Below are 16,198 nucleotides of genomic sequence, written 5' to 3'. Positions count from 1 at the left end.
GCCGAGACGTTCTTTTGCCGGTTATCGCTTACACATTAATAACAACTCTTTGTGTTCTTCAAAGAGCTCCGGTTATTGATCTGCTGCTTATAACGGCAATAACGAGCTTTATATTCAGCGCCTGGTGCCGGTCCGGCATTTTTCACTTACTGCGCTGCGCGCTCGAGCGTAATGATCAGACCTGACTTCAAGGTGCTCTTATAAAGCCCCTCATGCTGTCGGCTGAAAAACACAATTCTTGAGCCTTCTTTACCGGTCACGGCGATGCCATCCGGTTCCGGGAACCAGCCAATCGCCGACTCATTCAGCCAGGCGCCAAGGCAGTCGGCGCCCTCACCCAGCGTCTGGTTCAATTTGAGCTCGATCGAGCAGACATTCGACGGCTTGTCCTGCAGCGCCTGGGACTCGGGCGAGTCTTGCGCGCTATTCAAGGTCGCCTGCCATTTCCCGGCGAGCTCCGACGGATCGGCCAGTTTCAGACTGCGTGCCATGGCTACATCTCCAAGAAACATCATCAGCGTCGCCAACAGCCACGCGGTTGCTTTGTAGGTAAAAGCGTTCTGGATCATAGGGCGTTTTACTCTGGATCGGGGCAGAGAGCGGCGCATCAAGCGCCGCCCTCCTTTTTGCCTTGAATCAGGCCACGATGTCCGAGAACGTCGCCTGGCCAACAGTGCTGACCAGGAAGTCAGCCACGCCGTGCCCGGAGAAGTCCACCGACAACAGGCTGTTGCCGCCCGAAGTGGTCAATACCGCATCGCCTGCCGCACCGGTGAACGAATTCACGAAGTGCAGGCCTGCGCCATTGGTGATGCCGGTCAGGTCGATCTTGTCCAGGCCACTGACAAAATCGAGGATCTGGTCGACGGCACCTGGCTTGGAGTCGCTGCTGGCCGCGAACACAAAGGTGTCCGAACCCGAACCGCCCCACAGTTTGTCCGAACCGCCCGCCCCGAAGAGGATGTCGTTGCCGGCACCGCCCTTCAGCTCGTTGGCCACGCTGTTACCGATCAGCAGGTCGCTACCCGAACCGCCAATCGCGTTCTCGACGGTGACACCTTTGGCGATGGACACGTTACCCACCATGCCGCCAACGTCGGAGAACGAGGCTTCATTGAGGTTTATCTTCTGGTTTTGGGTAAAGCCGGAGAAGTCCAGGGTGTCCTTGCCGCCCGCATCCCAGACCGAGAACACGACTTTGTCCGACGACGAAGACGCGCTCAGGAAATCGCGACCGGCGTTGGAGTTGAAGCCGTAGGTGGTGTCACCGGTACGGGTGGTGGTGTTGGCACCGTAGAGTTTCTGAATGGCGGCGATATCGTCCATCAGCGGGCCGGACGCATAGGCTTCCACACCGCCCTTGCTGAAGTTCTGGTCGGTATTGCTTTCGCTCCAGTAACTCATGAGGCTGTAACCGCGGGTGTCCTCGCCGTAGGTCGCGTCGTTGTAGGTCGGCGCACCTTCACCGGCGTTGTAGTCGCCAGGGTGAGCCAGGCCCAGGGAATGACCGATTTCATGGGTCAGGGTCTGACGACCGTAGTTGTTCAGGTCCGGTGTCTTGTTGACGTTATAGCCACTGCCCGTCAGATACCACGAAGTACCGTCATAACCTGGACCCGTGCCTGGCAGGTAGGCGAATGCCGCCGCGCCATCCTGACCACCACTGTAGTTGCCGAAGGTCATGTGACCGTCGCCGCCAAACGACTTTTCGGTGAAGGTGACATTGGCCACGTCGGCCCAGGATTGCATGGCGAGCACGGCCTGGGCTTTCTGTTGCGTATTGAACTGGCTGAACCCGGTAATACCGTGCTTGTTCATGGTGCTCGACGAAGCCGAGGTCAGGAACGTGTAGGTGAGTTCGATTTTGCCGCTGCCGTCCTTGTCCTGGTAGGCAGCGCCGTCACGCAGCAGTTGGGTAGCTGCCTCGTCGACGGAGAAGGAGGGTTTGCCATTGACCGTGAGATTGCCACCCCGATCATATTGATGGCTGAAACTATCGATCTGGTTGTAGGCGGAACTGGGTGCAGCCAGCGCTTGGAATGGCGCAAAGCCCTGTTCGGCAAGATCAATAGCGTTGTCTTTTACTTTCGACATAAACACACTTCCTTGTTTAGCAATGGAACAGTTTTTGTCCGATACGACAATCTCTGGCGAGATCGTCCTATCACTCGCCCAATGAAGGCGTATAAAAACTGACACAATTCGAAATCAAACGTCTACATTTTTTTTGACGTCAAATTGAGCGGTTCCGGCGAACTCCAGTAAACAGTGCGTGTGCTGTCGAAATATAGTTTTTAGTTGGAGGTTTTAGCCGAATTGTCTGACAATATGCTATCTAAATATTAAATAGTGGTAAGTTGTTTTTCTGTAGATGAGTTCACATTTTTCTGAACTTATTAATATAAGTGCCAGCGCATTGCCATCAAATAAATTAAACGACCAGTTAGTTGTAGACAGCCACGCAGATGTCACCGTTGGCTAAGTCGCTGGTGCTGTTTCTTTTTATTGGAGAGCTGCCGGGCAATCAGAAGATCAAAAATCATGGTCTTGCGCACGGGCAGCAACTCAGAGCGTCGCCGTTTAGTGCATGAACCCTTCCATGAACCCCGCGACCCGACTGGCCAGTTTGCGACGCCAGGGCGCGGTGGCCGGGTTGGCCAGGGTCTGGTCTTCGTGGACGAAGCTACGGATGATCGCGTTGTAGCCCAACCAGCGGCAGGGCTCGGGTTCCCAAGCCTTGAGCGCGTCAAGACCGCCCTGAGGAATGACCCACGGCTGGCGGACCAACTCGGTATCCCGTTCGAGAATCAGGTCGGCCAAGGTTCGCCCTCCGAGGTTGCTGGCACCCACGCCCTCCCCGCCATAACCGCCGGACAAGGCGATGCCGCTGGCTCGATCGCAGAGCATGTGCGGCTTGAAGCGCCGGGACATGCCCAGGTTGCCGCCCCAGGCATGGGTGATTCGTACGCTCTTGAGCTGCGGAAAAAGTTCGCTGAACAGGTAGCGCCGCAACTCTACTTCGCTGGTGGTCAGGTCGAAGTCATGGCGCAACTTGCCAGCAAATTGATAGCCGCCACGGGCACCAAATACCAAGCGGTTATCCGCCGTGCGCTGGCCATAGGTGACTTGACGGCTGCTTTCGCTGAAGGCTTGCCCGCGACTGAGGCCGATTTCATCCCAGGTCGCGGCGGACAGCGGTTCGGTTGCCACCAGCAAACTCTGGACCGGTAATTGATAACGGCCCAACGGCGGCAATGTGACCGCATAACCTTCTACCGCCGGCACGATCCAGTGGCTGCGAACCTGAGCCTTGGCTGTACGCAAACTGCCCGACTGCCATTGAGTGACCGGGCTGCTCTCATAGATGTTGACCCCCATGCGCTCTACCGTCCGTGCCAGACCTCGCACCAACTTTGCCGGGTGAATGGTCGCGACGTGCGGTGCATAGATACCGCCATAAGGTTTGGCAATTCTGATCTGTTGCGCCAATTGCTCGGGACTGAGCCAGTGGTAGTCGCTTTCGATCAGACCTTGGCGGTAGAGCGTGTCCAGATAATGGCGCAGGGTAGTTTCCTGCTCGGGATAACGCGCAGCGCAGTAAAGCACCCCGCCTTTGCGATAATCGCAGTCGATGCCTTCTCGATCGAGGACGATCGCAACTTCATCAGGGATGCCATGCAGCAGATCGAGAGAAGCACGGCGCTGTTCGGCCGGTAAATCGGCAAGCAAGCGATCTTCGCCCAACAGGTTGCCCATCAACCAGCCGCCGTTCCGGCCCGAAGCACCAAAACCCGCGATGTTTGCCTCGACGATGGCAATGTTCAGCCCCGGCGCCAGGCGCTTGAGGTAATACGCGGTCCAGAGCCCGGTGTACCCGGCGCCAATGATGGCCACGTCGACGTCCAGATCCTGCTCCAGCGGCGGGCGCGCCAGCAACGGCTCGTCGAGTTGATCCATCCACAAACTGATCGTGCGCCACGCCGACATGCAAGACTCCGCTACTCAAAACTTCGTTGGCGTCGATCCTAATGCGTGGGCTCAGGGATTAGAAATTTGTTTGGCGTAAGCCCGTCCAGACGAATACGGTCCGAATGCTCCAGGGCTTCGGATCGCGGGGCATGCTGTCGCACAGGACTCGACGAAAAAAAACCGAGCTTGCCGAAGCTCTGGCCAGGCTTCAATGCCCCCCGTGGAATGCCCCGGCCATATAAGCCTTTGGTCGAAAAATCCGTATCTCGTGATCTGCATCAAAAAAAATGAACCATTCGCCTAACTGACTGAAAAAATCCACATGATTTTCACATCTGGATGCTACTTTTAAAGTCAGTCACCGGTTGAGCCATTGAAGGCTCTTCCCTCCTAACATGAGCTAAAGGAAGCGCTCGATGAATAAGGTGGGCAACACATGAATCAAGGCACATTCAGTAAGGTCACTTTTCCAAATGCCTGCCAGCTGATGCGCTGGCATTTTCATCCCATGGGTTTCGAGGCGACCATGGATGCACCGGGCAGCATGGTTGCCCGGCTGTTCGACCGCGCCAGTGGCGAAACCATGATCGCCATTGCCGGCATTCCTTGCGCAACGGTCATGAATGCGGCGGATGTAGAACGAATTATCGAAGCTGTGGAAGACGAATTGGAGGCGTTCATTCCGCCGCAGGCTCTCAGAAGCTATGCCTGATGGTTGGCGTTCCACAAAACCTGTGGGAGCGAGCAAGCCCGCTCCCACATTGATTGCGTTTAACCAATCCTCATCAGGGCCTGCGACAGATCGGCGCGCAGGTCTTCGACATCCTCGACCCCCACTGACAAACGCACCAGCGCATCGCCGATGCCGAGTTGTGCCCGGGTTTCGACGGGGATGCTGGCATGGGTCATGATCGCCGGGTGCTCGATCAGGCTTTCCACCCCGCCCAGGCTCTCGGCCAAGGCGAAGATCCGCACACTCTCGAGGAAACGCCTGGCGCCAGCCAGGTCGCTGTTCAGGTCAAGGGAAATCATCCCGCCGAACCCACGCATCTGCCGCCGCGCCAGTTCGTGCTGCGGGTGCGATGGCAGGCCCGGATAATAGACGCGCGCCACCTGCGGCTGACGTTCCAGCCATTGCGCCAGCTCCAGTGCGTTGCTGCAGTGGCGCTCCATGCGCAATGCCAGGGTCTTCACGCCGCGCAACGTGAGAAAAGCGTCGAACGGCCCGGCTATAGCCCCCACCGCGTTCTGCAGGAAACCCAGCCGCTCTGCCAGTTCAGCATTCTGACCGACCACCGCGATGCCGCCGATCACGTCGGAGTGACCGTTCAGGTACTTGGTCGTCGAGTGCAGCACGATATCGAAGCCCAACTCCAGCGGGCGCTGTATCCACGGGCTGGCGAAGGTGTTGTCGGCTACGCAAATGATGCCTCGCTGGCGACAGATACGCGCGACGGCGGCGAGGTCAGTGAGGCTCAGCAAAGGATTGCTCGGCGTCTCGACCCAGACCATCCGCGTGTCGTCCTGCAGCGCCGCTTCGAAGGCCGCCAGATCGGTCAGATCGACGAAGCTGAAACGATGCCCGGCACTGCGCCGGCGCACCTTGTCGAACAGGCGGAATGTACCGCCATACAAGTCATTACCGGAGACGATGTGGGCGCCCGCATCGAGCAATTCGAGCACATTGGCGATCGCTGCCAGCCCGGAAGCGAAGGCGAAGGCCTGGGTACCGCCCTCGAGGTCCGCCACACAACGCTCCAACGCAAAGCGCGTCGGGTTGTGCGAGCGCCCGTAGTCGAAGCCCTTGTGCACACCCGGGCTCTGTTGCAGATAGGTGGAGTTGGCGTAAATCGGCGGCATCAGCGCCCCGGTGGACGGGTCCGGTGTCTGTCCGGCATGGATCACACGGGTGGCAAAGGCGCGTGGTTCGGCGGTGTCATCGTGCTGACTCATGCAAGGGATCTCCGTAGGTAATTGAGCATGTCGACACGGGTAATCAGCCCGTGGAAAGCCGAGGCGTCGGCGATCATCGCCACCAATCCTCGGTCGAGCTTCGCCTCTAGCTCCGCCAGACTGGCGCCGGGCGGCAGGATTTCCAGCTTGCCAGTCATCGCACTGCTCACCGGCATACGGAAGTGTGAAGCGTCTTCGTGCACGCCAAGCAGAATGTCGGACTCGTCGATCACGCCGACCAGTCGCTGCCCGTCCACCAGCACCGGCAGTTGCGACACGTCCGCCAGGCGCATGCGTTGGAATGCGGTGAGCAGCGTGTCGTCCGGGCCCACGCTGACCACCCGGCCATCCTCGAAGCGCCGCGCGATCAGATCGCGCAAATCACCGTAGCGCTTGCGCGCAAGGAGCCCCTGATCGTTCATCCACTGGTCGTTGTAGACCTTCGACAGGTAGCGGGTGCCGGTGTCGCAGACGAAACTGACCACCCGCTTCGGCTCGGTTTGTTCGCGGCAGTAACGCAGCGCCGCTGCCAGCAATGTGCCGGTAGAGGAGCCGCCGAGAATGCCTTCCGCGCGCAACAGTTGGCGGGCATGATCGAAACTTTCCTCGTCGCTGATGGAGTAAGCCTTACGCACGCTGGACAGGTCGGCAATCGACGGAATGAAGTCTTCGCCAATGCCCTCCACCGCCCAGGAACCGGGCGTACCGAGGGTGCCGCTGCGGCTGTATTCGGCCATCACCGAGCCGACCGGATCAGCCAGCACCATTTCCAGATTCGGTTGTACGCGCTGAAAGAAACGGGTCAGCCCGGTCAGCGTGCCGGCCGAACCGACGCCGACAACGATGGCATCCACATCATGCTGAGTCTGCGCCCAGATCTCCGGAGCGGTACTGCACTCGTGGGCCAGCGGGTTGGCCGGGTTGTTGAATTGATCGGCGAAGAAGGCGTCGGGAATATCCTGCGCTAACCGCGCAGCGACGTCCTGGTAATAATCGGGATGGCCTTTTCCGACATCGGAGCGGGTGATGTGTACCTCGGCGCCCATGGCCTTGAGGTGCAGGACCTTCTCGGTGGACATCTTGTCCGGCACCACCAACACCACCCGATAACCCTTGGCCCGGCCGACCAAGGCCAGGCCCAGACCGGTATTGCCGGCGGTAGCCTCGACGATGGTGCCGCCAGGGCGCAGGCGACCATCGCGCTCGGCGGCGTCGATCATTGCCAGGCCGATGCGGTCTTTGATCGAGCCACCGGGGTTCTGCGATTCGAGTTTGAGAAACAGCGTGCACGGGCCGGTATCGAAGCGGCTGACACGCACCAGCGGCGTATTACCGATCAGTTCGAGCACGGCGGGACGGGAGTCGTTCGGCATGTCGTCACCTCGCTGCATGTATCCGCATTGGATGGACAGCGACCTGCGGCGAATCATTGCGCGCGAGTCGCAAGCAAAGCCTCGCCTTGGACCATAGGCCGGGATTGCGCCCCCCGCAACTTTTCGCAGTCAGCCGGTACTGCCCCTGTGGTGAGCAAGCTCGCTCGCCACAGGTTTTTCTGACTCAAGATTCTCAGTGAACAGCTTCAGGATCAGGCCGGCACTTTTCCCTGACGGTGATCCGCGAAGAACGCCTTGCCCTTGCCGATCCGGTCGGAGGCCTTGGGCATATTCGCAGCCGAGGTATCCTGGCCATCGACATACCAGTAGCAATGGCTGACTGCCCGGGTGATGCCCACGTAAGCCAGCCGCAATATCTCGTCTTTCTGTGCGCTGTCGTAAGCTTCGCTGTCCCCAGGCTTGCCGAGCCGGGCCATGCGATAGACCTGGTTCTTGTAGGGTGAACTGGTCAGATGCTGGCAATCGCCCAGCAAAAATACCGCATCAGCCTGCAGGCCCTTGGCGCTGTGATAGGTCAGTTGTTTGAGCCGCCGAGCGTCGTACGACAAGCTAGAATCCACATTAACTACAGATTGAATATGCTCTTCAATCAATGACTTATCGCTGCTTTTTCGATAAAGCATCAAGATTGAATCGCCCTTTCTATAGTGTTCGATCAGGCGCTGGGCCATGCCTTGGTCATCCCGATCGAGAACATTCACCGGCAGCAACGCCTTGGGCTCACCGCTGGCCTTGGCCTTCTTGCCGGCGATCGCCGGTGCCGCGCGGACAATGTGCTCCGCCGCGTCGATGATGTGCTGATGGCTGCGGTAATTGTCGCAGAGCATCACTTTGGTCGTGGTCGGCGACGGGAATTCCTTGTTGAACTCCATAAAGTAAGTCGGCGAACTGCCGCGCCAGCCATAGATGGACTGCCAGTCATCGCCGACGCAAAGCAATGACGAACGTTGCGCCCCGCGCCCCACATGCATGGCCGGTCCGCGACTGCGGATCTCCGCCAGGCTGGCGCGAATCCACGAAACGATCTGCGGCGACACGTCCTGAAACTCGTCGATCATCAAGTGCGACATCGGCCTGAGCAGCTCATCGCTCAGCAGCTTGAGATTCTCCGGCGAATGCTCACTGAACAAGGCGAACATCCGATTGTAGGTCATTACCGGTGGCGATTGATCCAGCAGATGATCTTCCAGCGCTCGCCAGAACAGGCTTAAGGCCTCAAAGAAAAACCGGTCCGGGTCATCCTTGGCGAAGCTCATCTGGCCTACGGCATTCGGCACATCCAGGCCGAGGTTTTCAATAAACCCGGCCGCCGCGACAAAACAGTCCAGCAACGGCGCGGAGCCGAGCTCGCCCTTGACCTTGTAATCGAAGCCCGGTCCGGCGCTGGCGTCTCCGGCAAGCGATGCCAAAACACGCTTTGAAGACTCATAACTATCCAGCCATATCAAAGGCTTACGACAGAAAGCTTGAAACAACGTGCGCTTTACCGCCCATTCTGCGCGCACCGAAAGCTTGGCATTCGGACGGCTGACCTGGGGATTTTCACGGGGATCGAAACCCAGCACCACCCAGGCGTCGAGCGTCGGAATGTAGCCGTGGCAATGAAAGGTCGAGCCGTTGATGTCGAAGGTTTGACGATTCGGTTCGATGCCCTTGATCGGCCAGGCACCGGCGCGAAACCACAAGTCTTCGATTGTGTCGCACAGTTCTTCATCACGCTTGGCGGCGAGTTCAGTCACCGCCATGCGCTTCTGCACGTCCGGGTGATCACGCTCCAGCTCCTTGAGCTGCAAGGCATGGCGAGACAGAGGTTTGATCAGTTCGCGAAAGCGCTCATCGCGATTGTGCAGGCTGTGATAACAGGCATTGAGTTGCTGGCGCTGGGCGTCGTTGATGCGCAGGTCAAAGGGGTTGCTGTCGATCTCCTCATCGCCGCCTTGCACGCGGTGACTGAGGTTTTCGAAAGCTTGCAGCCGCTCGAAACCCGGCAGGCTGCGAACCATCGGCAGGATGCGCGAATGGAAAGTGCGCACCAGGTCGCGCGCTTCTTTAAGGCTGATTCCCCGGCCCCATATTGCAAACAACTCGATCAGCTTGTTGATGAAGTCCTTGCGCGATTCGCGGGTGAAAGTCACCACGGTCATCGAGCTCAGCTCAAACCCCAAGTAATGGCTGAGCAGCAGAATTCGCAACACCAGGGTAGTCGACTTGCCCGCGCCCGCCCCGGCGATCACCGAGGTCGACGGTGTGTCACTAAAAATCATCTTCCACTGGGCAGCGCTTGGCTGGGCATGCGCTGACAGCAGTCGCGCCACGTCGGCCTTCATGCGCTTCTTCAGCTCAGCACTCAATGGCAGCCGCCAATCGTCGAACAGATTGTCATCGACGTTGGGCGGTCGATGCTCGGTTGAGCGCGAGTCGCGAATCAACAGAACCTGCCGACCTTCTTCCAGCCCCTCGAGCTTGCCTTCCTTATAGCCGTACTCCACACCGGCGCTGTGGCCGCTGCGAAAACCGTCGGCTTGCCCGTGCAGCCAGGACGCACGGTGTTGCGCGCGCAGACGGGTAAGGCCATGGCCAAAGAACCGGGCGGCCAAGCGCTTGAACAAAGGCATCTCGGCCAAGGGACGAAGTTCGGGGGGAAGATCGGGGGTGTGTTGCGGCACGCTGACGGACTCCAGGGTGTGAGGCTGTTGAGGGCTATGGTGTCTGCATTTGCCGTTGAGTTCTAGTGAAATGCTTACAGGTCATTGGCTTATGCGATGAACTGAAGGCTGGATGAGAATGTTTCGAGGTTATTTGATATCAACTAATTCGATTGTATTGAGGCATTTTTTACGCTTTTTATCGATGATTGCCTGATAGATGATGCTCGCCATCAACCACCGGTTCTCGTTTGTGGCTCAGGCGTTCTGCCCCATGACGAACCTTTTCAGGAGACGATCATGCTTGAACTCAGACCCTTCAACTCGCTCGGCGGCGCGCATCATGGCTGGTTGGATGCCCATCACCACTTTTCGTTCGCCGAATACCACGACCCCAAACGCATGAACTGGGGCAACCTGCGGGTGTGGAACGATGATGTGATTGCCCCTGGTACCGGCTTCCCGCAACACCCGCACCGGGACATGGAAATCATCACCTACGTTCGTGAAGGCGCGATTACCCACCAAGACAACCTCGGTAACAAGGGCCGCACCGAAGCGGGCGATGTACAGGTCATGAGCGCCGGCACCGGGATCGCTCACAGCGAATACAACCTGGAAGCGACCGAGACCCGGATCTTTCAGATCTGGATCATTCCCAACGAAGTCGGTTCGGCACCGTCGTGGGGCGCCAAGCCGTTCCCCAAAGGCGAGCGCGAAGGATTCGTGACCCTGGCCAGCGGCAAGGTTGGCGATGATCAAAGCCTGCACATTCGAGCCGATGCGCGTCTGGTGGCGGCGAACCTGAAGGCCGGTGAATCCGCGGAGTATCATCTGGACAGCGGCCGCCGTGCTTACCTGGTTCCGGCCACTGGTGTCATTGAAGTCAATGGCTTGCGTGCACAAGCTCGAGACGGTGTCGCGATTGCCGATGAGCAGGTGTTGCGCGTGACCGCGATTGAGGACAGTGAGATTGTGTTGGTGGATGTGGCTTGATGCGTTAAATGCGGGATTTTTTCTTAAATGTAGTGACTGTACTGACGCCATCGCGGGCAAGCCCGCTCCCACAGGTTTAGCGCAATCCTGGTGGGAGCGGGCTTGCCCGCGATGGGGCCCTCAATCACTTCGCAGAAATCGCGCCATCCACCAAGGTCTGAGCTTCCGCCACCAACTGCTTCAGGTGATCGTCACTGACAAAGCTTTCCGCGTAGATCTTGTAGATATCCTCAGTACCCGACGGACGCGCCGCGAACCAACCGTTCTCGGTCATGACTTTCAGACCGCCAATAGCCTGGTCGTTACCCGGTGCATGGCTAAGGATGCTCTGGATCGCTTCGCCCGCCAGTTGAGTCGAGGTGACCTGGTCTGGCGACAATTTGCTCAGCAGCGCTTTCTGCTCAGGGTTCGCCTTGGCATCGACCCGTACCGAGAAAGGTTCGCCCAGCTCATCAGTCAGCGCGCGATAGGCCTGACTTGGATCACGGCCCGTGCGAGCAGTCATTTCGGCGGCCAGCAAAGCCGGAATCAAGCCGTCTTTGTCGGTACACCAGACACTGCCGTCCTTGCGCAGGAACGAGGCGCCGGCACTTTCTTCACCGCCAAAACCGAGGGAACCGTCGAACAGACCATCCGCAAACCATTTGAAGCCGACCGGTACTTCGTACAGACGACGGCCCAGACGCTTGGCAACACGATCGATCAAGCCGCTGCTGACCACGGTTTTGCCCACGGCCGCATCGGCGCGCCACTGTGGACGGTTCTGGAACAGGTAATCGATCGTTACCGCGAGGTAGTTGTTGGGTGCAAGCAAACCACCGGATGGGGTCACGATGCCATGACGGTCGTGATCCGGGTCACAGGCAAAGGCCACGTCGAAACGCTCTTTCAGACCGATCAGGCCTTGCATGGCGTGGCTGGACGATGGGTCCATACGGATCTGCCCGTCCCAGTCGACGGTCATGAAACGGAATGTCGCATCAACTTCTTTATTCACCACCTCCAGGTCCAGGCGGTAGTGCTCGGCAATCGCCGACCAGTAGCGCACCCCTGCTCCGCCCAGCGGATCGACACCCAGACGCAGCTTCGCATCGCGGATGGCATCGAAGTCGATCACGTTGATCAGGTCAGCAACATAGGTATTGAGGTAATCGTGACGATGAGTGGTGCTGGCCTTCAACGCTTGCTCGTAGCTGATGCGCTTGACCCCGACGAGTTTGGCCGCCAGCAACTCATTGGCCTTGGCCTCGATCCACTTGGTGATGTGGGTATCGGCCGGGCCGCCGTTGGTAGGGTTGTACTTGTAGCCACCGCTTTGTGGCGGGTTGTGAGACGGCGTGATGACGATGCCGTCCGCCAGGCCCGAGGTGCGCCCACGGTTGTAGCAAAGAATCGCGTGGGAAATGGCCGGCGTCGGGGTGTACTCGTCGCCTTCGGCAATCATCACTGTCACGCCGTTCGCCGCCAGGACTTCCAGGGCGCTGGCACCGGCTGGCGTGGACAGCGCGTGGGTGTCGATCCCGACGAACAGCGGACCGTCGATGCCCTGGGCTTCGCGGTACAGGCAGATTGCCTGACTGATGGCCAGAACGTGCCATTCGTTGAAACTCAGGTCGAACGAGCTACCTCGGTGTCCGGACGTGCCGAAGGCGACGCGCTGGGTAGAAATGGCTGCATCGGGCTGGCCGGTGTAATAGGCCGTTACCAGTCGCGGGATGTCTACCAACAGTTCTGCCGGTGCCGGTTTGCCCGCAAAAGGACTGAGTGTCATGCAAAACCTCTGAGAAAGAGTGGTTCGGGAATAGAACGCAGTTTACTGACAGTTTGCCCCTGGCGCGATGTTATCGATTGTCAGGTTCCGGGAAGGATTGGCACCTCGGCTCAGTCGATCGATTCCAGGCGCAAGGCATCCCCCAACAGTCCCAATGCGTCGGCGAGGTCGTGGTGACCACCGAAGGTGTGACTCAGGCGCAAGTGCTGACCGTGCAGGCCCTGCAAGCTAAACAATTCTCCCGGCGCAATCACCACATGCTGCTTGAGCAAACGCTCGAACACTCGATGCACATTGACCTGGCGCAATGAGCGAATCCAGATCGTCGCCCCGCCCCGGGGTTCAACGAAGTGCAGCGCATCGGGCAGACGCTCTTCAAGCAACTGGGTCATCTGCACCATGCGTTCCTTGAGCAGTCGACGCAACACCAGCAGGTGTTGATCAATGCGTCCGTTGCTGTACAACCGTGCAATGGCTTTCTGACGAATCAACGACAGACGGAAAGCGCGCAGCAAAAAGTGCCGCTGCAATCTGGCACGCAATTGTCGCGACAGTAGATAGCCGAAGGGCGCCTCCGACCCGATGAATTTCTCGAATGTGGAAAACACGATCAGCCGATCCGGGTCCAGCAGATCACGAAATCGCAGGCCGTTCGACTCGAACTCAAGCTCGCCATAGCAATCGTTTTCCAGTACCCAACTGCCATGTCGTAGCAGCAGCTGTGCGGCGGATTGCCTGTTGCTGTCAGGTGCCACACTGCCTCGTGGCATGTTCAGTCCCGATGAAAGCATCACCAGTCGCACCGGCTCGGTCTCAAGCAGTTCCTTCAACTGCTCCAGATCCAGACCACCATCGGCTTGCAACGACAGCTCGATCACCCGCACGTCCGCATCCTGGAGCAGACGCAGAATGACCCAGTCGCACGGTGATTCGACCACCACCACAGCGTCTTTGAGGCCAAGAGCGGCGATTAATATTTCCAGGACTCCCCGCAGATCTGCACCGATATAAACATCATCAGCATGCCAGCAACGTGTCGGCGAAGTGGTGTAACGCGCCGCCAGGGCTGTGCGCAGCTCCAGTTCGCCGCAGGGTTGCGAAGACGGTTGTGGCTGGCGTGGGTACTGGCGCAGCAATTCTCTCTCCAGCAACAGCAACGGGCTATCCAGCGGTTGTAATAACGCCGGTTCATCGGCGCTCAGCACCAGCATACCGGGACGTCTGGCGTTGACATAAACCGTTTCGAGCAGGTCCTTGCCGCGGCCGGGCATGCCTATTGAGGATACGGGGACGGCGTAGTAGCCGGACTTGGCCACCGAATAGACGCGCCCTTCCTTCTCCAAAAGCGAATAGGCGTACTGAATGGTCGAGATCGACACACTCAGGCGGTGCGCCAACTGTCGCAATGATGGCAGGCGCACTTGCACGTCACTGCCCGGTTCATTGATCAGGTTAGTCAGGTAACGGTACACCGCCTGGTACGCAAAATCGGTATCTCGCGGTCCTTTCATGGGTAACGGCCGAACAGGCTACGAACGTCGTGACGCATCCTTGCTGAATCCGTCAGACCTGGCACTTTCACCGGCCCGTCGACCATTCGCCAGCCACAGTCGTTTCACTGTCAGGTTCCACGACTTCAGCTTGCGCACCCACTTCGCCGCTTTCCATGCCGAGCCCCCTGCCCTCATCCCGAACCACCGGCCCCATGCGGTAAAGCGTACCGATCAGACTTACAGGCAACCCGCTGACATCGACCATCCACTGCAGAACCTGCTCGGGCGCCGGGCCGCCCTGCATCGCCCGGTGCAAGTCGGGCAACGCCACGAGCATGCCCGGATGGCACCGACGAAGAAAATGCTCCAGCGCCGCGCCGCTATCGACAAAAGGGGCGAACAGCAGACACACCAGTTGAGCCTCGCTCAAACCGAGGTTCTTTTGTGCCTCGGCCGTCGCCAACGCGCGCTGGTCGGTCATTGTCATCGGGTTGCCGAATGTCTCCATTGCCTGTTCGCAAAAACGCTCTGGAAGCTGTTTACGACGCATCATCACCAGCGACCGCTGCAGGAACTCGCTGACGCCCGTCTCGTAGGTGCGACCGTGGACAAAGCACGCTTGCAAGCCACGAAGATGCGCGGATATCGACAAGCTGACGTAGTCGTTATCACTGAGCTGAGCCGACAACTCGTCAGGTTGAACCCCTAGGAAATCGGTGAGCAGTGGCCAGCGCTCTTCCAGATTGCTGACCAGCATGTCGTGAATATCAATGAAAGTTGTGCGGCGACAAGCTTCAAAGCGATCGGCGGGACGCCATGCCGCTTGGGCAGACTCAGGATAAAACGCGCGGTAGCAATCGCTGCCCAATTCATCGAGCCGCGCGAACAGGCCCTCGTACCCCGCCTCATGATGGTCCGCTGCCTTGAGCCCGGCCTTGGCCGCTGCACGGTTCAATCCCACGAGAAACTGCTTCTGCCGACGGGGCGTATCGCTGCTGATCAATGCATCGACACCTTGGTCCCAGCGGGCAATCTGTCCATAAAATTCGCCGGTTGCCAGGTACCCGTCATCCCACAGATCAAGCGGCCCGTCCCAGGTACGGCGGTGCCCGACCATCAGCAGATTGAGCCGGTTCGACTCGCGACCGGCTTCAGAGATCGGCGCCAGATGGTTGAACGGCAGGACTTCCCGATTATCGACCATCAACACTTCGACTCGGGGGTCGTCGTAGAGAAACAGCGCACTACAACTGTGATGGATGTTTTCCAGGGATGTGGAGGCCACACCGTTCAAGCGCAAGGTCGCCACTCGCAGTTGAAACGTTGCCGGTGCCCGACTGGCAATACTCAGTTGCGCCGCGCGCAGCAGCGCCAGTGCGTAGCAACTGTCGCGGGACCCGGACTGGATCGTCAGCACCTTGTAATCGCCGATACGCTCAATACCTCCCGCGGACACCACCAAGCGCTGAATCATCAACTGCAATGCCGTACGCTCGGCGCGGGAGAAAAAACCCAACAAACGCTGCAGCATTTGCTGGTAAACATAGTTCATTGCCTGATCATGGGTAGCGGTCATCATTTATTTACCTGTAACTCATAAGTTTGATACCGCGCAAACAGCGAGCATGCAGTTGCGCGACAATTACCTGTCATGAATGGGTGCCGGGATTACTGTTCAAATGCTAGCACTTAAGTCTTATGCAATTATTTGAAATAATTGAACACTGGGCATACCCCAACGAAGCCGAGGCCGCCGCGAAGCCAGCCAGACTGGGGACCTTGCGCTCCCATGTGCTTTCCTAGGAAATTTCCGACAGCGTCCCACAGACACTGAGTACAAGAAATAAGGAAAGAAATTGCCAATAAATGTATGACAACTGAGCGACGCTGCACTATTTGTTGAGCATATATTGCCGGCGCGCATTGAGAAGTTTCAGCCTGATACCCGATCACGACTCTTTCCTTGAGATGAAAGTA

The 16,198-nt window shown here is 58.4% G+C and carries 11 protein-coding genes; 2 read left to right on the top strand and 9 right to left on the bottom strand.

The features are described 5' to 3' along the window. Positions 1 to 146: 146 nt before the first annotated feature. The 3 genes from PSH97_RS13920 to PSH97_RS13910 form a co-directional block, all read right to left on the bottom strand. The gene (locus tag PSH97_RS13920; protein WP_305449794.1) at positions 147 to 569 is read right to left on the bottom strand and encodes an AprI/Inh family metalloprotease inhibitor; all 423 of its coding nucleotides are present in this window, start codon (positions 567 to 569) and stop codon (positions 147 to 149) included. A gap of 67 nt (positions 570 to 636) precedes the next feature. Further along, the gene (locus tag PSH97_RS13915) at positions 637 to 2,094 is read right to left on the bottom strand and encodes a serralysin family metalloprotease (protein ID WP_305449684.1); all 1,458 of its coding nucleotides are present in this window, start codon (positions 2,092 to 2,094) and stop codon (positions 637 to 639) included. 486 nt (positions 2,095 to 2,580) lie between these two features. Beyond that, positions 2,581 to 3,987: an NAD(P)/FAD-dependent oxidoreductase gene (locus PSH97_RS13910; RefSeq protein ID WP_305449683.1), complete on the bottom strand. Its 1,407-nt coding sequence runs from the start codon at positions 3,985 to 3,987 to the stop codon at positions 2,581 to 2,583. A 418-nt stretch (positions 3,988 to 4,405) separates the two neighbouring features. On the opposite strand from PSH97_RS13910, the gene PSH97_RS13905 reads away from it, so the two are divergent. Continuing rightward, a complete protein-coding gene (locus tag PSH97_RS13905; RefSeq protein ID WP_305449682.1) occupies positions 4,406 to 4,681 on the top strand; it encodes a DUF1652 domain-containing protein in 276 nt (91 codons plus the stop codon). Between the two features lie 59 nt (positions 4,682 to 4,740). On the opposite strand, the gene PSH97_RS13900 is transcribed toward PSH97_RS13905, so the two are convergent. From PSH97_RS13900 to PSH97_RS13890, 3 genes are all read right to left on the bottom strand, one after another. Next, the gene (locus tag PSH97_RS13900; protein WP_305449681.1) at positions 4,741 to 5,922 is read right to left on the bottom strand and encodes a cystathionine gamma-synthase; all 1,182 of its coding nucleotides are present in this window, start codon (positions 5,920 to 5,922) and stop codon (positions 4,741 to 4,743) included. Beyond that, positions 5,919 to 7,295, bottom strand: coding sequence for a cystathionine beta-synthase (locus PSH97_RS13895; RefSeq protein WP_305449680.1), 1,377 nt, complete (start codon positions 7,293 to 7,295; stop codon positions 5,919 to 5,921). The genes PSH97_RS13900 and PSH97_RS13895 overlap by 4 nt, the downstream gene beginning before the upstream one ends. 212 nt (positions 7,296 to 7,507) lie before the next feature. Continuing rightward, positions 7,508 to 9,982 carry a UvrD-helicase domain-containing protein gene (locus PSH97_RS13890; protein ID WP_305449679.1) on the bottom strand — a complete coding sequence of 825 codons (2,475 nt, stop codon included), beginning with the start codon at positions 9,980 to 9,982 and terminating at the stop codon, positions 7,508 to 7,510. A 279-nt stretch (positions 9,983 to 10,261) separates the two neighbouring features. Between PSH97_RS13890 and PSH97_RS13885 the strand changes: the two genes are divergently transcribed. Further along, entirely contained in the window at positions 10,262 to 10,957 is a 696-nt protein-coding gene (locus PSH97_RS13885) for a pirin family protein (protein ID WP_305449678.1), read from the top strand. Positions 10,958 to 11,081: 124 nt separating this feature from the next. Here PSH97_RS13885 and pgm read toward each other — a convergent pair whose 3' ends face one another. The 3 genes from pgm to PSH97_RS13870 all read right to left on the bottom strand — a co-directional run bounded on the left by pgm (position 11,082) and on the right by PSH97_RS13870 (position 15,797). Further along, entirely contained in the window at positions 11,082 to 12,728 is a 1,647-nt protein-coding gene (gene pgm / locus PSH97_RS13880; protein ID WP_305449677.1) for a phosphoglucomutase (alpha-D-glucose-1,6-bisphosphate-dependent), read from the bottom strand. 110 nt (positions 12,729 to 12,838) lie between these two features. Beyond that, complete coding sequence (locus PSH97_RS13875; RefSeq protein WP_305449676.1) at positions 12,839 to 14,239, bottom strand: aminotransferase-like domain-containing protein; 1,401 nt, start codon at positions 14,237 to 14,239, stop codon at positions 12,839 to 12,841. A gap of 67 nt (positions 14,240 to 14,306) precedes the next feature. Further along, entirely contained in the window at positions 14,307 to 15,797 is a 1,491-nt protein-coding gene (locus tag PSH97_RS13870) for a hypothetical protein (protein WP_305449793.1), read from the bottom strand. Between the last annotated feature and the right edge of the window lie 401 nt (positions 15,798 to 16,198).

The sequence above is a fragment of the Pseudomonas cucumis genome (genome assembly GCF_030687935.1).
Classification (GTDB): Bacteria; Pseudomonadota; Gammaproteobacteria; order Pseudomonadales; family Pseudomonadaceae; genus Aquipseudomonas; species Aquipseudomonas cucumis.
Note: the sequence above shows the minus strand (reverse complement) of the source record. Positions and strands in the feature narration are given on the sequence as shown.